The organism is Rhizobium sp. WSM1274 (assembly GCF_025200775.1).
In the GTDB taxonomy this organism is placed as follows: Bacteria; Pseudomonadota; Alphaproteobacteria; order Rhizobiales; family Rhizobiaceae; genus Rhizobium; species Rhizobium leguminosarum_I.
In genome coordinates this window covers 3,063,857-3,080,686 of record NZ_CP104138.1, presented here as the reverse complement: position 1 = coordinate 3,080,686, position 16,830 = coordinate 3,063,857, and the positions used below count along the sequence as shown (strand labels likewise).

Annotated in this window: 18 protein-coding genes and 1 pseudogene; 11 read left to right on the top strand and 8 right to left on the bottom strand. The window is 61.5% G+C overall.

The window, feature by feature from the left end; translation table 11 throughout:
* Positions 1-4 precede the first annotated feature (4 nt).
* Positions 5-574, top strand: a complete 570-nt coding sequence (locus N2600_RS15550; protein ID WP_170260673.1) for a PadR family transcriptional regulator — start codon at positions 5-7, stop codon at positions 572-574.
* 4 nt (positions 575-578) lie between these two features.
* Entirely contained in the window at positions 579-1,877 is a 1,299-nt protein-coding gene (locus tag N2600_RS15545) for an FAD-dependent oxidoreductase (protein ID WP_260296726.1), read from the top strand.
* Between the two features lie 52 nt (positions 1,878-1,929).
* On the opposite strand, the gene N2600_RS15540 is transcribed toward N2600_RS15545, so the two are convergent.
* The 6 genes and pseudogenes from N2600_RS15540 to lgt all read right to left on the bottom strand — a co-directional run bounded on the left by N2600_RS15540 (position 1,930) and on the right by lgt (position 7,912).
* Positions 1,930-2,862, bottom strand: a complete 933-nt coding sequence (locus N2600_RS15540; protein ID WP_017965321.1) for a ribose-phosphate pyrophosphokinase — start codon at positions 2,860-2,862, stop codon at positions 1,930-1,932.
* Positions 2,863-2,967: 105 nt separating this feature from the next.
* Positions 2,968-3,790, bottom strand: a pseudogene (locus N2600_RS15535) (hypothetical protein).
* A gap of 91 nt (positions 3,791-3,881) precedes the next feature.
* Positions 3,882-5,033, bottom strand: coding sequence for a M24 family metallopeptidase (locus tag N2600_RS15530; protein ID WP_260296725.1), 1,152 nt, complete (start codon positions 5,031-5,033; stop codon positions 3,882-3,884).
* Positions 5,034-5,038: 5 nt separating this feature from the next.
* Positions 5,039-5,833: a peptidoglycan editing factor PgeF gene (gene pgeF, locus N2600_RS15525; RefSeq protein ID WP_222312681.1), complete on the bottom strand. Its 795-nt coding sequence runs from the start codon at positions 5,831-5,833 to the stop codon at positions 5,039-5,041.
* A 110-nt stretch (positions 5,834-5,943) separates the two neighbouring features.
* Positions 5,944-7,044, bottom strand: a complete 1,101-nt coding sequence (locus N2600_RS15520; RefSeq protein ID WP_260296723.1) for a class I SAM-dependent methyltransferase — start codon at positions 7,042-7,044, stop codon at positions 5,944-5,946.
* A gap of 19 nt (positions 7,045-7,063) precedes the next feature.
* Positions 7,064-7,912, bottom strand: coding sequence for a prolipoprotein diacylglyceryl transferase (lgt, locus tag N2600_RS15515; protein WP_260109137.1), 849 nt, complete (start codon positions 7,910-7,912; stop codon positions 7,064-7,066).
* Between the two features lie 201 nt (positions 7,913-8,113).
* Between lgt and N2600_RS15510 the strand changes: the two genes are divergently transcribed.
* The 4 genes from N2600_RS15510 to N2600_RS15495 all read left to right on the top strand — a co-directional run bounded on the left by N2600_RS15510 (position 8,114) and on the right by N2600_RS15495 (position 10,445).
* Complete coding sequence (locus N2600_RS15510) at positions 8,114-8,374, top strand: accessory factor UbiK family protein (RefSeq protein ID WP_003561307.1); 261 nt, start codon at positions 8,114-8,116, stop codon at positions 8,372-8,374.
* Positions 8,375-8,763: 389 nt separating this feature from the next.
* Positions 8,764-9,264: a YbjN domain-containing protein gene (locus tag N2600_RS15505; protein ID WP_017965314.1), complete on the top strand. Its 501-nt coding sequence runs from the start codon at positions 8,764-8,766 to the stop codon at positions 9,262-9,264.
* 1 nt (position 9,265) lies between these two features.
* Positions 9,266-10,093, top strand: a complete 828-nt coding sequence (proC, locus tag N2600_RS15500; RefSeq protein ID WP_222279915.1) for a pyrroline-5-carboxylate reductase — start codon at positions 9,266-9,268, stop codon at positions 10,091-10,093.
* Between the two features lie 10 nt (positions 10,094-10,103).
* Positions 10,104-10,445: a tRNA-binding protein gene (locus N2600_RS15495; RefSeq protein ID WP_130744750.1), complete on the top strand. Its 342-nt coding sequence runs from the start codon at positions 10,104-10,106 to the stop codon at positions 10,443-10,445.
* A gap of 218 nt (positions 10,446-10,663) precedes the next feature.
* Here the strand turns inward: N2600_RS15495 and N2600_RS15490 are convergent, their stop codons facing one another.
* Positions 10,664-11,359 (bottom strand): MBL fold metallo-hydrolase, encoded by a 696-nt coding sequence (locus N2600_RS15490; protein ID WP_162116534.1) that lies wholly within the window; start codon positions 11,357-11,359, stop codon positions 10,664-10,666.
* A gap of 287 nt (positions 11,360-11,646) precedes the next feature.
* Between N2600_RS15490 and N2600_RS15485 the strand changes: the two genes are divergently transcribed.
* The 4 genes from N2600_RS15485 (at position 11,647) to N2600_RS15470 (ending at position 15,380) form a co-directional block, all read left to right on the top strand.
* Complete coding sequence (locus N2600_RS15485) at positions 11,647-12,264, top strand: DUF1236 domain-containing protein (protein WP_260056485.1); 618 nt, start codon at positions 11,647-11,649, stop codon at positions 12,262-12,264.
* A gap of 522 nt (positions 12,265-12,786) precedes the next feature.
* Entirely contained in the window at positions 12,787-13,278 is a 492-nt protein-coding gene (locus tag N2600_RS15480) for a MarR family winged helix-turn-helix transcriptional regulator (RefSeq protein WP_017965308.1), read from the top strand.
* Positions 13,279-13,980 carry a response regulator gene (locus tag N2600_RS15475; RefSeq protein ID WP_260056483.1) on the top strand — a complete coding sequence of 234 codons (702 nt, stop codon included), beginning with the start codon at positions 13,279-13,281 and terminating at the stop codon, positions 13,978-13,980.
* Between the two features lie 23 nt (positions 13,981-14,003).
* Positions 14,004-15,380 carry an ATP-binding protein gene (locus N2600_RS15470; protein ID WP_017965306.1) on the top strand — a complete coding sequence of 459 codons (1,377 nt, stop codon included), beginning with the start codon at positions 14,004-14,006 and terminating at the stop codon, positions 15,378-15,380.
* Positions 15,381-15,427: 47 nt separating this feature from the next.
* Here the strand turns inward: N2600_RS15470 and N2600_RS15465 are convergent, their stop codons facing one another.
* On the bottom strand, positions 15,428-15,886 hold the full coding sequence (locus N2600_RS15465) for a winged helix-turn-helix transcriptional regulator (RefSeq protein ID WP_260296718.1): 459 nt from the start codon (positions 15,884-15,886) through the stop codon (positions 15,428-15,430).
* Between the two features lie 34 nt (positions 15,887-15,920).
* On the opposite strand from N2600_RS15465, the gene N2600_RS15460 reads away from it, so the two are divergent.
* The gene (locus N2600_RS15460; RefSeq protein WP_260109133.1) at positions 15,921-16,793 is read left to right on the top strand and encodes an oxidoreductase; all 873 of its coding nucleotides are present in this window, start codon (positions 15,921-15,923) and stop codon (positions 16,791-16,793) included.
* Positions 16,794-16,830: the final 37 nt, after the last annotated feature.

The window sequence follows — 16,830 nt, the reverse complement described above, 5'->3', positions numbered from 1 at the left end:
GCTCATGGAGGAGCCGCTGCACCCTTACCGGATGCAGCGGCTCATCAAGGAGCGCGGCAAGGACGAGGTGATCAATGTCACGCAGAGGGCGAGCCTCTATCAAACGATCCAGCGGCTCGAACGCGAGGGTTTGATCACTCCGCAGAAAACGGTCCGGGATGACAAGCGTCCCGAGCGGACCGTGTACGAGATAACCGAGAAGGGCCGCGACATCGCGCTGGAATGGATGCGCGAGATGTTGTCGACCGTGACGCGGGAATATCCGGAATTCCCCGCAGCCATATCATTTCTTCCTCTGCTCACACCGAATGATGTGTTGGGTCGGCTTGAGCACAGGGCAAAGACCATCGAGTCAGAGCTCCGCCGGATCGACGGAGTCCTACGGGAGGCGCAGGCCGTACCAAGGCTCTTCCTTCTGGAGATGGAATATCTCCGGGCGCTTCACGCAACCGAATTGTCTTGGGTCAACGGCGTTGTCGAGGACCTCAGCGCCGAGCGCATCACCTGGACAGACGAGTGGCTGAGGCAAATCGCCGCGAAGTTCTCGATCGACCCCAACCTTGACCCGGACTAGTACCATGAAAGTTTTGATTATCGGCGCCGGGACCGGCGGTTTGGCACTCGCCCACCTGCTTAAGCAGGCTGGGGTTTGCATAGCGGTGTATGAGCGCGACTTCGCGCCGAATGCCGACACCGGTGGCTATCGCGTCGGCATCAGCCCGGCTGGAAGCCGAGCGCTAAAAGCCTGTATCCCCGGCGAACTCTACGACCTCTATGTCGCCACCTGCGCCAGGTCGCCGCGCTATTTCAACATGCTCACGGAACAGCTGAGCGAAGTGCTGAGCTTCGACGTCGATGCTGCAGACCCGAACGCTCTCGACGGTGAAAAGAACGTGGTTCGAAAAACGCTGAGGCGGGTTCTGCTCCGGGGACTTGAAGACGACGTGTTCTTTGGGAAGGCGCTTCAAGGTTACACAAGTAACGCGGACGGGTCCGTCACCGCGTGCTTTCAGGATGGAAGCCTCGCGACGGGAGATGTCCTGGTGGGTGCTGACGGCACGAGTTCCACCGTATGCAAGCAACGCTTGCCGGATGCGCGCCTGGAAGACACTGGGATCGTGTCGCTCGGGGGCAAAATTCCTATGACAGTCGAGACGAAAGCTCTGCTGTCGGACAAAATGTTCAAAGGCATGTCACTGATTACGGCACCGATGGGCTTTGGCGCAATCATTCACTCGCTCGAGTTCGCCGACAGCCGAAGTGACCGCGGGTTTGCTGCGCGTTGGCCGGATTTCGTCGAAGCACTCGACGAGGACAGCATCGGCTGGGGTATCTGGGGCGCTCGGCAGAATTGTCCGCGGGATCCGTCCGGCCTGAACGGTGAACAATTGAGAGAGCTGGGCTTGGAGCTCGCTCGAGACTGGCATCCGCACCTACGTGCTCTCATCCATATGACGGAGCCCTCGACGATCCACGATGTCAAGGTCAGGACCTCCGTCCCGCTGACGCCTTGGACAAGTTCGAATGTCACGCTGCTCGGTGACGCCGTCCATACGATGACACCCGGACGAGGCGCGGGTGCCAACACCGCACTTCGCGATGCCGCTCTGCTTGGACGCATGCTGGTCGAAGCGAACCAAAGGCGAAGGCCGCTCGTCGAAGCCATACACGCCTACGAAGTCGAGATGCTTCGCTACAGTACCGAAGCAGTCCAAGAATCGAAAAAGCAGATGAATGCCGGCGATCTGGCCCATCGGCCGATTGTCGGCACAGTTCAGCTCGCTTTCATGCGCAGCACAATGCGCATCGTCAACGCAATACCTGCACTAAAGCGGCGCGCCTTTCGGCAGATGATGCGAGTTCGCGGCGAAAACTAGATAGTCGCTGACAATCAGCAAAATCCGGAAGTTCGTCGGATGCCTGATGTTTTCAGTCAAACAGGCTGGAGACGGACTCTTCCTGGGCCGTTCGGCTGATGGCTTCGCCGATCAGCGGCGCTGTCGTTACGACGCGGATATTGTGTGCCGAAAGCACGGCCGTGGTCGGCTGGATCGAATCCGTGATGACGAGTTCGCGCAGCTTCGAGGAGGTGACGCGGGTGACCGCGCCGCCGGAGAGAACGCCGTGGGTGATATAGGCGGTGACGCTGGACGCGCCCTTGGCCAGCATCGCGTCGGCCGCGTTGCAGAGCGTGCCGCCGGAATCGACGATATCGTCAATCAGCAGGCAGTCCTTGCCGGCAATGTCGCCGATGATGTTCATGACTTCGGAGTCACCCGGCCGATCGCGGCGCTTGTCGACGATCGCCAGAAGACAGTCCAGGCGCTTCGCGAGCGCGCGGGCGCGAACCACGCCGCCGACGTCGGGCGAGACGACCACGACGTTGCTGAGGTCATAGTGGCTCTTGATGTCGCGGGTCAGCACGGGCATGGCAAAGAGGTTGTCGGTGGGTATATCGAAGAAGCCCTGGATCTGCCCGGCATGGAGATCGAGCGTCATGACGCGGTCAGCGCCGGCCTCTGTAATGAGGTTTGCGACCAGCTTGGCGGAGATCGGCGTACGGCCGGAAGCCCGGCGGTCCTGACGGGCATAGCCGAAATAGGGTAGGACGGCGGTGATGCGGCGAGCTGACGAACGACGCATGGCGTCGATCATGATCAGCAGTTCCATCAGATGATCGTTGGCGGGAAAGGCGGTCGGTTGCACGAGGAAAACATCCTCACCGCGCACATTTTCCTGGATCTCCACGAAGATTTCCTGATCGGCAAACCTTCGAACACTGGCTTTCCCCAAGGGAACATTGAGATAGTTGCAGATCGCTTCGGCGAGTTGCCGGTTCGAATTGCCTGCGAAAACCTTCATTTTGGTCCGCCTGTTATGCGCTGATAGCCGCGCTTTTTAGTCAGCTTCCCCGTGAATGCAAGGGCAAAGGCGCCACAGGCTTCCATATTTGCAAAAAGTTTGTGACTAACCACCCTGAGTCTGCCGCCAGGAGGAGAATTCCGCGATCGTTTTTGAGCCGATCTGCTGCATCACCGAGGCCGGAACGCCCGCCCAGGGATCGGTCGCAGCCGTCGGCACGCTTTCTTGCCCCTGGATGCGGTGCAGGCGACCCCCGCCGCTGTCGAGAATATCCCAGACATAGACCACGGTGACCTTGCCATCATCGCTGAAGGCGGAGAGATAGCCTTTGAGGATGTAATCGCTGCTCGCGTCGTTGGAACTTTTGATGGAAAGGCCATGCGCGCGTGCCTCGGCGCCGAGCTGGCGCGAGAGCGGGGTCACGGCCTGCACCGGCGCGCCGATGATCGGCAGGAAGCGCACGGTTTTGCCCCGGGCGGAGGAGGGGGGCGGGGCTGAGGGCGGCGGTCTGTTGCGGCTGTTGCGTCTCGGCCGGTTCAGCCGACTGTGCGGGGAGCCTACCACTGGCCGCCGGCGGTGGCAGCGATTGTCCCTCGATCGGGGTGGAAGCGGCCCGCGAGGAGCCGCTCCTCGATAGGGCGTTTGCCTGCTCCTGCATCGTCGTCGGTGGCGCGCCGGTGCCGGATCGATAGGCCTGCTGCGACTGATCATAGGCTGGATGGTAGCCGCCCGGCTGCCGATTTCCCGCGAAACTCGGCTGGCGGCTACCCGCCAAACGCTCGGCCTCGCTCTGCGTCACCGGACTCGAAGGTGCCGTCCCTGAGGAATCGCCGATATCGACCTGCGGGGTCAGCGCATCGGTGGTATTGCAGGCGGTCAGCAGAGCCATGACGAATAGGAGCGTGGGCACAATCGCAGCTCGCGTCATCCCTTGATCCGTCCTTCCCACAATCGCAATCAGCCCCACCCGAATTTATGCGGGTGGGGACGGTCGTCTGTCAATTCCGGATTCTCACCGGTCAGAGGCCGATGAAATCGAGCGGATGGCGGGACAGCGCGCGCGGCGCATCCGTTGTCGTCAAATAAGTTTGGCCGAGCGTCATCGCCGTGCCCGTATCGGAATCGGCGATGATCATGTGCACGAAGAGCGACATGTTCGGCTCGATCGGCTGCGGATTGCCGACATGGAACATCTGATGCTCCATCCAGGAGGGCGAGAAGCGGGCGCCGAGCGAATAACCGCAGGCATTCAGCCGGTGGCGGGCCAGGCCGCGCTCGTCGATGATCTTGGCATGCATGTCGAAGACATCGCCAAAGGTCTGGCCGGGCTTCAGCACGGTCTCGATCGCCTCGATGGTTTCGCGGCAGGCGTTGTAGAGCTCGCGGTGGCGGTGCGTCGGCGCGCCGATGACGATCGTGCGCATCATGGCGGCGTGGTAATGCGCATAGGCGCCGGCCCATTCGAGCGTCAGCTGGTCGCTGGCGTCGAGCTTGCGGCGGCCGGCCTTGTAGCGGCAGAGCAGCGCGTCGGCGCCGGAGCCGATGATGAACTCGTTGGCGGGGTAGTCGCCGCCGCCGGAAAAGACCGCGCCCTGCATGGCAGCAAGGATATCGGCCTCGTCGGCGCCGGGTTTCGTCAGCCGGATCGCCGCATCGAGCGCATCGTCGGCGAGAACGGCGGCGCGCTCGACATAGGCGACCTCCGTCGGGCTCTTGATCAGGCGCAGGCGGCTGACGAGGTAGGAAGCGTCGACGATCTGGCCGAAGGTGGTCAATTGCGCGTCGAGCAGACGGGCGACGCGGCCGGTCATGCCGTGCGTATCGTATTCGACACCGATGCGGGCGCCAAGCAGATCCATCTCGACCAGCAGGTTCTTCAGGTCGAGCGTCGGATCGGCATTGACCCGGTCGACCCAGATATGGATGTCATCGAGGATCGAGGTATGCCTCGCCTGGCGAAGATCGGCCGAGCGGGTCATCAGCGCCATGGTGCCGTCGCTCTTGACGACCAGCGTCTGGAAGAAGCAGTAGCCGAAGGTGTCGTAGCCGGTCAGCCAGTACATGCTTTCCTGGGCGAAGAGCAGCAAGGCGTCGAGCTTTTCTTCCTTCATCTTCTCGGTGAGGCGCGCAAGCCGGCTTGCGAATTCGGCCTTTTCGAAATGCAGTGCCATTCTGCTCAAGTCTCCCTGATTGATATCGCGGAAATCTGGCGGCCGTAGTCCGGCTCCTTGCGATGTGTCGTCCTGCGGTAGGAAAAGAAGCGCTCGCTATCCGGATAGGTGCAGAGGCCGAGGCTTTCGGCGCGCACGCCGGCTTTCGTCAGTCGGTCGACGGTCAACGCCGGCAGGTTGAACATGGCATGGCCGGGCGTTGCGGAAGGCACAAAAAAGCTTACGTCCTCCGGGTTTTCGGCGACGAAACGCTCGACGAACTCGGGACCGACCTCATAACTTGCCTGGCTGATCGAGGGGCCGAGGCAGGCGACGATGCGAGCGCGGTCCGCACCGAGCGCCTCCATGGCGGCGATGGTATTTTCGATCACGCCCGTCAGCGCGCCCTTCCAGCCGGCGTGGGCTGCGCCGATGACGCGGTTATCGGGATCGGCAAAGAGGATCGGCCCGCAATCGGCGGCGAGCACGCCAAGCGCGATTCCCGGGGTGCGCGTTACCATCGCATCGGCGTCAGGGCGGGCGCCGTCATAATCGGCACCGACCATCACGACATCGGGAGAATGGACCTGATGCACGGTTGCCAGCCGCTCGACCGGCAGGCCGAACCAGGCGGCGACGCGACGGCGGTTTTCGAGGACCTTGTCGCGTTCGTCGCTGGAGCCGAGGCCGACATTGAGGCCGCGATACAGCCCTTCGGAAACGCCGCCGGCCCGCGTGAAATAACCGTGCCGGATAGTGCTGCCCGCCGCTTCGTTCAGCAGCGCGCTTTCGATCGGTGCGGGAGAGGCCGCGTCCTGCATCTGTGATTCCGGGGTTTTCGAGGGGTTTGTCATTGTCCCAAGCGCATCGCATATGCGGCGCGCTTCAAGTTCTTGTTTCGGGCCGATGTTGACCAGCCGCGTGCGCCCTGTCAATCCACCGGACGAAAAGGCATGAGATCGATGGCGGGATGGGAGACCGCCATCACCTTGAAGAGTTCGCCCATCCGGCCTTCACCGGCGCCGGCAAGCCTTTCGACTGCCGCCTGGATGACCTGCTGGGTTTGCGGCTCGCGATCCCGACCGAGGGCCGCCGCACGTTCGAGAATGCCGAGGCCACTTAGAAAATCACCTTGATGCAGGGCGCCGTTCAGATGGACGCCGGCCGCAAGCGCCGTTTCGGCGAGCTGCTGGAAATCGACATGACTTGTCAGATCGGCTTCACCGGGATGGGCGAGCGGCGGGTCGAATTCATGCATGCGCACGGCCTGCAGCGTATCGCCGAAGCCGGTTACGAGATGGCCGTAATCGACCGTAAGCGCCGTGCCGCCGAAGACGCGCAGCCGCTCGCAGATTGCGATCATCACCGCCTGGCGGGCCGGCGAGATTTCAAAGAGGGTGCCGACCGGAACGTTCTGCACCGGTTCGGGAAGAAGCGCGGGATCGAGACCGGCGACGCCGGCGGCAAAGGTCAGCTCGCCATCGGCGTCGATGCCGACCATGCGCTCGCGGAAACCCGTCGGCATGCGGACGAACTGGCGGATCGGGATGGCGTCGAAGAGTTCGTTGGCGGCAATCAGCGTGAAGCCGGGCGGCACTTCGTCGAAGCCATTATGCCAGGCGATTTTCTCGCCGTAATGCTCGAGTGTCTGGCTCTGGACGTCACGCAGGCGCTCGCTGGTTTCGACGAGATGCACGCTCATAGCGTCCAGGAGTGGCGGGGCGATGCGGGAGATGACGCGGAGCATGTCAGCCATCATCGTGCCGCGGCCGGGGCCGATCTCGACGAGGCGCACACCCGTCGGTGCGCCGTGGCGCTGCCAGGCATGGACGATGAAAACGCCGATCATCTCGCCGAAGATCTGGCTGACCTCGGGCGCGGTGACGAAATCGCCGGAACGGCCGAAGGGCTCGCGCGTCCGGTAATAGCCGTGTTCGGGATCGGCGAGGCACAGTGAGAAATAATCGGTGACGCTGATCGGGCCGTTGGCCTGGATGATTGCCTTGATCTTTTTGCCTAGAGCGGTGGTCATGTCGCGCGTCCTGCCGTTTTCAAAGCTGCAGTGCAGCCTGGCGGCGGGCCCGCAGCATCGCCCAGAGGCCGAGCAGGATCATCGGGGAGGAGAGCACCATACCCATGGTCAGCCAGTTCGTGCCCAGGAGGTAGCCGAGTTGGGCGTCGGGCTCGCGGAAGAATTCGACGAAGATGCGTGACAGCGCATAGCCGCAGACGAAGACGCCTGTGATGAAGCCGGGGCTTTTCAGCGCGCGCATACCGTAGAGCAAGGCGGCTAGCACCACGAGCAGAACAATGCCTTCGAGGCCGGCTTCATAAAGCTGGCTTGGGTGGCGGGCGAAGGGACCGCCGGTCGGAAAGACCACGGCCCAGGGCACGTCGGTCAACCGGCCCCACAGCTCGCCATTGATGAAATTGGCGATGCGGCCGAAAAACAGACCGAAGGGAACGACAGTGGCGACGATGTCGAACAGGCTCCAGATCGGTATGGCATTGCGGCGCGCAAAGAGGATCATGGCAATCGTCGTGCCGGTCAGGCCGCCATGGAAGGACATGCCACCATTCCAGATCTCGAGCGCCCGGACCGGACTGCGCAGGACGGCGGGGAGATCATAGAAGAAAATATAGCCGAGACGACCGCCGAGGACGACCCCAAGCGCTGCCCAGACGATGAAATCGTCGAGCTGCGTCTTTGATATCGGCGAGACGTTGCCGGGCCAGAGACTGTCATTGGCGGCGATGCGGCGCGCATAGGCCCAGCCGAGCAGGATGCCGGCGACGTAGGCGAGACCGTACCAGTGAATCGCCAGCGGACCGATCGAAAAGGCGATCGGATCGATATCCGGGAAAGGCATGATGGCAAGGAGATCGGCTGCTATCGGCAAGGTTTTCCACCTGTTGAGTTGCGCGGAACATGCCGCTGCGATCCCGGACGGTCAAGTCCATTGTTCGTGATGGCTCGTTCCTGGCCGGTGCCGGCAAGCTTATCCCGTGCAAAGCGCTTGCATCGTCGGTGGCGAAGCCCTACCTCAATCCTCGAGGCCCTGACGGGCTGAATTCACCTCATGCGAAGGGAGAAAAACGCCATGACGACCGGAACGAACCGCATCATGGACGAATTCGCCAAGCTGATGACCGATGCGGCCGGTGCCGCCCAGGGCGTCCGCAAGGAGATCGAAACCGCCTTCAACGCCCAGGCCGAGCGTTGGCTGAACAGCATGGACATCGTCAAGCGCGAGGAGTTCGAGGCCGTGCGCGAGATGGCGATCAAGGCACGCGACGAGAACGAGGCGCTTGCCGCCCGCATCGCCGTGCTCGAGGCGAAACTTGCCGGCGAGGGCGCTTAAGTCCCGATACGACACAGATGCGGCGTTGCCTTCGTGCCACACGCCGCATCTTCCGTAAAAAAACCAGGTGAGTTTTCCACCTGTGGACACTGCCAAAAAAGCCAATTCGCAGAGTCGCTTATTCTCCCTTCTGAATTGAATTTCGAAGAGCCTTTCCACAGTGGCCGGTCCTATTTTCCGTTCGGGGGGCTGGCAGGGGGCAAGGGGCGCTATACACTGATTTTAAATGATGATTCGAAGCGACTTGGTAAGCTCCGGGCAGGTTATCTGCGTTAAGTCTGGCAGCGGTTCAACGATCATCCGAGTGGTGGGTCCGGTATTTTGCGTGTGTCTTTCTTGTGTTCGTACACGAAGTTAGGTCGCATTCGTTCCGGTCAAGAAGGTGCTGCATGAACCTGATGGAATTGGAAGTCGAGCGTCAGTCGAACCCGGTCGATATGATCGAGTACGTTGCCTCCAACAACGACTGGTCGTTCGAACGGTCCGGCGAGGACGAGATCGCGATGACGGTTGAGGGCCGCTGGACGGACTATCACATCTCCTTCTCCTGGATGGAGGAGTTCGAGGCGCTGCATCTTGGCTGCGCCTTCGATATCAAAGTTCCCGACATCAGGGTCAACGAGGTTGTCAAGCTGCTCTCGGCGATCAACGGGCAGGTGCTGATGGGTCATTTCGACCTCTGGCGTCAGGAAGATGTGGTCATTTTCCGCCAATCGCTGCTGCTTGCCGGCGGTGCCGAGCCTACCAATCGCCAGGTGGAGGTGCTGCTTTCCAGTGCGCTCGACACCTGCGAAGCCTATTTCCAGGCATTCCAGTTCGTCGTATGGTCCGGCATGGAAGCGACGAAGGCGATGGAAGCCGTGCTGTTTGAAACGGTCGGCGAGGCATAAGATGCCAACGACTCCTTTCTCCTCGACACATCCCGTCGTCCTGATCGGCGCCGGAAACATGGGTGGGGCGATGCTGTCCGGCTGGCTGAAAAGCGGGGTTCCGGGCTCGGCCGTCATTGTCGTCGATCCTGGCCCGTCGCCGGCGATGCTGGCGGCGATCAACGAGGCCGGCGCGACCCATCTGACTGCGCTTCCCATGGATTTGAAGGCAAGCGTGCTGTTCCTGGCGGTCAAGCCGCAGGTGATGGAAACTGTGCTACCCGCGGTGAAAAGTGCGGTCGGGTCGGGCACGGTCGTCGTCTCGGTCGCAGCCGGCAAGACGCTCGGTTTCCTCGAGAGACATCTCGGCAAGGCCGCCATGGTGCGCGCCATGCCGAACACGCCGGCCATGGTCGGGCGCGGCATCACCGGCGCCTTTGCCAATTCAGGGGTCAGCGATCAGCAGCGCAAACGCGTCCATTCTCTTCTGCGCGTCTCGGGCCCGGTCGAATGGGTGCCGGCGGAAGCCGATATCGATGCCGTGACGGCGCTTTCGGGCAGCGGTCCGGCCTACGTATTCTATCTCGTCGAATGTATGGCGGAGGCAGGCCGCAAACTCGGTCTGCAGGCGGACCTCGCCATGCGTCTCGCGCGGGAAACAGTCGCGGGGGCTGGTGAACTCATGCACCAGTCCCCCGACGACGCTTCGCGGCTGCGAGAGAACGTGACTTCTCCCGGCGGCACAACGGCGGCGGCGCTCGCCGTGCTGATGGCCGAGAATGGCATGCAGCCTCTGTTCGACGCAGCCCTTGCGGCGGCGCGCAAGCGGGCCGAGGAACTGGCCGGCTGACGGAGACCATATGGCAGAAGAGATCAACTACGCCGATTTCGAGCGGGTCGACATTCGTGTCGGCACGATCATCGAGGCCAGTCCCTTTCCGGAAGCGCGCAAGCCGGCAATCAAGCTGGTGATCGATTTCGGCCCGGAGATCGGCGTTAAAAAATCCTCGGCACAGATCACCGTGCATTATACGCCGGAAAGCCTGCTGGGCCGGCAAGTGCTCGGCGTCGTCAATTTCCCGCCGCGCCAGATCGGGCCGTTCCGCTCGGAAGTGCTGACGCTGGGATTCGAAGACGAGAACGGCGCGATCGTACTTGCTGCGGTCGAACAGCCGGTGCCAAACGGCCGAAAGATGATGTGAGCGCGAGCTCACACTTAAAGCGCTCGCGTCGAATCGGATTCAGGCGATCCGCTTTAAGTCTTTATGCAAGTCGTTATCCCAAAACCGCTGCGCATTTGTCGACATGCATTAGATCAGGGTGATTTTAGGCCTGATCGGCCTAAAATCACCCAGATCTAAATCAAAGAAATAGAGCATGATGTCGTCCGAAAACCGCGCACACTTTTCGGCATCATGCTCTAGTTGTTCGGGGCTTCGCCCGATGCGCCGGCATCGGATCCTCCACGAGATCTGATTTCCTGCAGAAATGGATTGCTTCGCCGCTCGTCGCCGATGCGGCTGCCCGGGCCGTGGCCGCAAATGAATCCGACCTCATCGCCGAGCGGCAATACCTTGTCGCGGATCGAATCGAGAAGCTGCTGATGATCGCCGCCGGGCAGGTCGGTGCGACCGATCGAGCCGTTGAAGAGGACATCGCCGAGATGGGCGAAATTCTGCGCACGGTTGAAATAGATGACGTGGCCGGGGGCATGGCCGGGTGTGTGATAGACCTCGAATTCATGGGCGCCGAAAGAGATCTTGTCGCCATCCTTCAGCCACCGGTCGGGCACGACGTTACGCAATCCTGATATGCCGTATTTCGCGGCCTGGGTCTCGATCCGCTGCAGCAGCGGCAGGTCGTCCTGATGCGGGCCGACCACGTCGATGCCGAGAGCTTCCTTCAGTTCGCGGGCACCGCCGGCATGGTCGAGATGGCCGTGCGTCAGCCAGATTTCCTTGATGGTCAGGCCGTTCTGGGCAATCGCCTGCAGAATGAGCGGCACGTCGCCGCCGGGATCGACGACGACGCCTTCCTTGGTATCGGGATCGAAGAAGATCGTGCAATTCTGCTGGAAGGGTGTCACCGGAATGATGCCGGCCTGGAGCATGCCCATAAGTGCCTCGCTTGGTGTCTCTACTGCGTGGGGTATAGTCCGAAACCGTGGCAAGGGCAGCCGGAATCTTCCGCGATTGCGGTCCGCCTCACGGCAAAACGACGGACTGCAACAAGAATTTACGCCCCTCTCCGCCATTGTAATAGAGCGGAAAAATTGAAGTTTGTTCAATTCTTCGAAGCACTTGGATGAAATCCCCCATAAGCCGCATTTCGCTCGGCGGAGCGCATGGGAACATCGTGGAACCCCACGCGTTGTCAGCCCATCGAAACCAAGGAGACGCTCACATGACCTTGAAGAGAAACATTCTGTTGGCTGGAGCCGTGCTCCTGGCGAGCGGCGGTGTCGCGCAGGCTGAGATTATAGCGACGACGGTCAACGATCTCAACGTCCGCGCCGGTCCGGGTCCGCAATATCCGGCAGTCGGCCTTGCTACCCGCGGCTCGACAGCGGTCCTCGACGGCTGCATCGAAGGCAGCCGCTGGTGCCGTGTCGACGTCAACGGCATGCGCGGTTGGGTCTATGCCGATTATCTGCAGGTCGATCAAGGCGGCAGTCCTGTCATCGTCGAGCAGCACCGTGCCGAGATCGGCGTACCTAGCGTGACTTATGAGTCGACCGCGAGTGTCGTGCCGGCCGAGCCACAGCCGGCACCTGGCGACGAGTTGCTCGGCCCCGTCGGAGCGGTCGAGACCATCACCCCGCCGGAGACGGTCCGCACTTATATCGAAACCAATCCGGGCCAGACGGTGCAGCTCGGCGGCGATGTCGTCGTCGGCGCTGAGGTGCCTGACGATGTCACCTTCCAGACGATCCCGGACTACGAGTATCGATACACCAGGATCAACGACCGGCCCGTGCTGGTGGATCCGGGGACCCGCCGGATCGTCTACGTCTATCAGTGACGCACTCAGCGAAGTGCAAACGGGGCGGCCATCAGGTCGCCTCGCTTTTCGCAGGTTCTCCGCCTACCTTCCCGCCAGTATGGTTGATTTTTATAACCTTTTCCTCCCAAATATAATGAAATCTGATGCGCAGATCGGCGTAGCTGGGCGATTGGGAGATCGCCGAGTCTTCGGATCGGGACGGCGATATTCGGCGATATAGAGGCGGATCAGTACGTGGATCTTAGCGTCTTTCCCAGGCGACGAACTCGCCGTTGAACTAGATTTCGCCGTCCAGCTGGTCGAAAGGAACTGAAGCCCTCCCTAAACTCCTCCGGTGCTTGAGCGCCATGCCTGTTGATTGTTGTCACCATTACGTTTTATCCACAGACGCAAGGGGAAATCGCCTATTGCGTCGGAGTGCCGGACGGGCCTTGGTTTCCAGGAGAATGCGAGACCGTGCGGCGCTCGCGCAGAGTTCAGGAAAGTTAGCAGCGACGCAAATTTATCTCAGTAAAGATGACAGAGAGAAGGAAGTGCCGAGTGCCACGACAGACCGGCCCGAAAGCAAGCAAGCCAGAGCCGCTGGCCACGCCGATGGAAGATACGGGGATTATCGATTTCGAGATCATCGAGCTGTTCTTCTTCGCCTATCGCGATTTCGTTTCCGATCCTGACGCCATCCTCGAAAAGAGCGGCTTCGGCCGGGCGCACCATCGCGTCGTGCATTTCGTCAACCGCAACCCCGGCATGACGGTTGCCGATCTTCTCGATACCTTAAAGATCACCAAGCAGAGCCTCGCAAGGGTGCTGAAACAGCTGATCGATTCAGGCTATATTCGCCAAGTGGCCGGCCCTGAGGATCGGCGGCAGCGCAAGCTTTATCCGACGAAATCGGGACGAGAGCTGGCGCTTGCCCTTGCTGAGCCGCAATCGCGCCGCATTGAGCGGGCATTCGAAGGGGCTTCTGCGGAGGTGCGGGAGGGCGTAAAAGCTTTCCTCAGCGGAATGCGGGATAGACAAAGGGCGGATTGAATGGCAGTCAAGACAGGTATTTCCGACGATGCGGCGCATTTGCTGGTGGTCGATGACGACTCCCGCATCCGCGCGCTGCTCAATCGTTATCTCGCCGAGAACGGCTTCCGCGTTACTGTCGCCGCCGACGGCGCCGAGGCGCAGCGCAAGCTCACCGGTCTGGATTTCGACCTCATCATCATGGACGTGATGATGCCCGGCGAATCCGGAATCGTTGTCACCCGCGGGCTTCGCGCCATCAAGAACGTCCCGATCATCATGCTGACGGCGCTGGCGGAATCGGGCAACCGCATCGAAGGCCTCGAAGCCGGCGCCGACGACTATCTCTCCAAACCCTTCGATCCGCGCGAGCTGGTGCTGCGCATCAACAATATCCTGCGCCGCAACGCCAACGGCGAGGGGCTGAAGATCGAACAGGTTATGTTTGGGCCTTACACTTTCTCCTTGACCCGCAAGGAGCTGAAGAAAGCCAGCGAGGTGATCCGGCTCACCGACCGCGAGCAGGAGATCATGCTGCTCTTTGCACGGCGTGCCGGCGACACGATCCCCCGCCATGAACTGATCGGCAACGACACCGAAGTCGGCGAACGGACGATCGACGTGCAGATCAACCGGCTGCGGCGTAAGATCGAGGATGATCCCGCCAATCCCGTCTGGCTGCAGACCGTGCGCGGTATCGGATACAGGCTGAGCATCGACTAACTCAAGGTTCGGGACCGGCGCTGATGGTGACGATCGACAGCTTGCGGCGGGAAGACCGCACTTCTGCGCCGGGCTGGCGCTGGGTCGTCCGCTGGCTGCGCCGCCGGCTGCCGACCGGACTTTACGCGCGCTCGTTGCTGATCATCATCATTCCGATGGTGCTCTTGCAATCCGTCGTCGCCGCCGTCTTCATGGAGCGCCATTGGCAAATGGTGACGGAGCGGCTGTCGCTTGCCGTCACCCGTGACATCGCCGCGATCATCGAGATCATCGAGACCTATCCGCAAAATTCGGATTATAGCGAGATCATCCGTATCGCCCGCGACCAGCTCAGCCTGCAGATCTCGATCGAGCCGGACGGCGACCTGCCGCCACCGCGCGTCAAGCCGTTCTTCTCGATCCTCGACGGCATCCTCAGCGACGAGATCACCGACGAGATTCACCGGCCCTTCTGGATCGACACGGTCGGCAACTCGAACCTCGTCGAGATCCGCATCAAACTCGACAACAAGATCCTGCGGGTGCTGACCAAGCGCAGCCAGACCTATGCGTCGAACACCCATATCTTCATCGTCTGGATGGTCGGCACCTCACTGGTGCTGATCGGCATCTCGATCCTCTTCCTGCGCGGGCAGATCCGGCCGATCCTCACCTTGGCGCGAGCGGCTGAAAGTTTCGGCAAGGGGCAGAAGCCTGATGATTTCTATCCGCGCGGCGCCGACGAGGTCAGGCGTGCCGGTCTTGCCTTCATCCTGATGCGCGAGCGAATCGAACGGCAGATCGAGCAGCGCACCGCGATGCTCTCCGGTGTCAGCCATGATCTGCGCACCATCCTCACCCGCTTCAAGCTGCAATTGGCGCTCGCCGGCGACAATCCCGACCTGCATGGTTTGAATGACGACGTCAACGACATGCAGACCATGCTGGAAGCCTATATGGCCTTTGCGCGCGGCGAGGTCGAAGAGGATGTCGGCGAACTCAAACTCAGCGAGATCTTTGCGAAGCTGGAATCCGATTTCGCCCTGCATGGTAAAAAATTCAGCTATTCCATCGAAGGCGATGACGACATATCCGTCCGGCCGAACGCCTTCATGCGTCTCGTCACCAACCTGGCTTCGAACGCGCGTCGCTACGCGGATAGGCTCGACATCGAGGCCAAGCACAATGCCAAATGGCTGACCGTCATCTTCGACGATGACGGGCCGGGCATTCCGGAAAAGAATCGCGAGGACGTGTTCAAGCCATTCTTCCGGCTGGATACGGCGCGCAATCTCGATGCGTCGGGCACCGGCCTCGGCCTTGCGATTGCTCGCGACATCGCCCGCAGCCATGGCGGCAACGTCACGCTCGGCGACAGCCCGCTCGGTGGACTGAGGGCAACGGTCCGCATTCCGGCCTAAACATGTCGCGCAAAACTGTGCAGCGGTTTGAAAGATGGCGACGCGCTTCAGGCACGGGCCGCCGTCAGCTTCACGGCTTTGCGTGCATCGAAATCGTCCAGGTGTTCGACGATCCAGCGCCAGAGCGCGGCGACTTGCATGAGAAGGTCGCGTCCGAGCGGCGTCAACTCATATTCGACGCGCGGCGGCACTTCGGGATAGAGTGTGCGGATGATGAGGCCATCTCTTTCGAGGGTGCGCAGCGTCTGCGTCAGCACTTTCTGGCTGATGCCCTCGACCCTCTCCATGAGGCGCGAGAAGCGCAGGGGTGCGCCGGCATCGGAGAGCACATGCAGGATGCGCAGCGGCCATTTCGCCGCCGCCCGCTCGATCAGTTCGCGGGCCCGAGCATCCTGCTCGTCCGTCATGCTGCTGCAGAAATCGAAGATGTCGCTGCTCACGTCAGTTACCTCAAGGTGTGTATAGATCGTCTGGGTACCTTCTTTCGATCGGATACAGTAGACCATACATCAGCCGGGAACCAAAGAAGGAGGGTTTCCGATGTCCAGAGTCTGGTTGATAACAGGGAGTTCGCGCGGTCTCGGCCGGGCGCTGGCGGAGGCGGTTCTGGCCTCCGGCGACAATCTGGTGGCGACGGCGCGCGATCCCGGCCAGCTTGCCGATCTTTCCGAGCAGTATGGCGATCAGGTGCTGACGCTGGCGCTTGACGTGACCGACGAGGTAGCGGCAGCGGCGGCAATCGAGGCGGGTGTGAAGCGGTTCGGGCGCATCGACATGCTTGTCAACAATGCCGGCTACGGCAATGTGGGCTCGATCGAGGATACCAGCCTTGCCGATTTTCGCGCCCAGATCGAGACCAACCTGTTCGGCACGATCATCATGACCAAGGCAGTCATCGCCCTGATGCGCGGACAGGGAGCGGGGCACATCATCCAGTTCTCATCCGTCGGCGGCCGGATCGGACCTGCCGGGCGCGGCGCCTATTCGGCGGCGAAATTCGGTGTTGAGGGCTTTTCCGAGGTGCTGGCGAAGGAGGTCGCGCCATTCGGGATCAAGGTGACGGTGATCGAGCCCGGCGGCTTCAGGACCGATTTCGCCGGCTCCTCGACGGTGCTTGCCGAAGGGCGGCAGGACTATGCGGAGACGGTCGGTGCTACGGCGCGCTTCCAGCGTGCGTATAACGGCCGCCAACCCGGCGATCCCGCCAAAGCGGCTGCGGTCGTCATCCACATTGCCGGTCTGGACGAGCCGCCGTTCCGGCTGCTGCTCGGCAGCGATGCCGTGCGCAATGTCGAGAAAGCGGATGCGGCGCGTATCGAGGCCGATCGTGAATGGCGCGCCGTCAGCGTCTCGACCGATTTTGAGCCGGATGCCGAGGCAGGACCGATGCCTTGGGAAAAGAAAGCCGGCTGACGAGGCAAAAAACAAAAGCGCCGCTGAGAAGCGGCGC

Coding starts and splice junctions, on each gene's coding strand:
- N2600_RS15550 (WP_170260673.1), top strand. CDS start 5: ATGGAGGAGCCGCTGCACCCTTACCGGATGCAGCGGCTCATCAAGGAG.
- N2600_RS15545 (WP_260296726.1), top strand. CDS start 579: ATGAAAGTTTTGATTATCGGCGCCGGGACCGGCGGTTTGGCACTCGCC.
- N2600_RS15540 (WP_017965321.1), bottom strand. CDS start 2,862: ATGAAGGTTTTCGCAGGCAATTCGAACCGGCAACTCGCCGAAGCGATC.
- N2600_RS15530 (WP_260296725.1), bottom strand. CDS start 5,033: ATGGCACTGCATTTCGAAAAGGCCGAATTCGCAAGCCGGCTTGCGCGC.
- pgeF (WP_222312681.1), bottom strand. CDS start 5,833: ATGCAGGACGCGGCCTCTCCCGCACCGATCGAAAGCGCGCTGCTGAAC.
- N2600_RS15520 (WP_260296723.1), bottom strand. CDS start 7,044: ATGACCACCGCTCTAGGCAAAAAGATCAAGGCAATCATCCAGGCCAAC.
- N2600_RS15510 (WP_003561307.1), top strand. CDS start 8,114: ATGACGACCGGAACGAACCGCATCATGGACGAATTCGCCAAGCTGATG.
- N2600_RS15505 (WP_017965314.1), top strand. CDS start 8,764: ATGAACCTGATGGAATTGGAAGTCGAGCGTCAGTCGAACCCGGTCGAT.
- proC (WP_222279915.1), top strand. CDS start 9,266: ATGCCAACGACTCCTTTCTCCTCGACACATCCCGTCGTCCTGATCGGC.
- N2600_RS15495 (WP_130744750.1), top strand. CDS start 10,104: ATGGCAGAAGAGATCAACTACGCCGATTTCGAGCGGGTCGACATTCGT.
- N2600_RS15490 (WP_162116534.1), bottom strand. CDS start 11,359: ATGGGCATGCTCCAGGCCGGCATCATTCCGGTGACACCCTTCCAGCAG.
- N2600_RS15485 (WP_260056485.1), top strand. CDS start 11,647: ATGACCTTGAAGAGAAACATTCTGTTGGCTGGAGCCGTGCTCCTGGCG.
- N2600_RS15475 (WP_260056483.1), top strand. CDS start 13,279: ATGGCAGTCAAGACAGGTATTTCCGACGATGCGGCGCATTTGCTGGTG.
- N2600_RS15470 (WP_017965306.1), top strand. CDS start 14,004: ATGGTGACGATCGACAGCTTGCGGCGGGAAGACCGCACTTCTGCGCCG.
- N2600_RS15465 (WP_260296718.1), bottom strand. CDS start 15,886: ATGGTCTACTGTATCCGATCGAAAGAAGGTACCCAGACGATCTATACA.
- N2600_RS15460 (WP_260109133.1), top strand. CDS start 15,921: ATGTCCAGAGTCTGGTTGATAACAGGGAGTTCGCGCGGTCTCGGCCGG.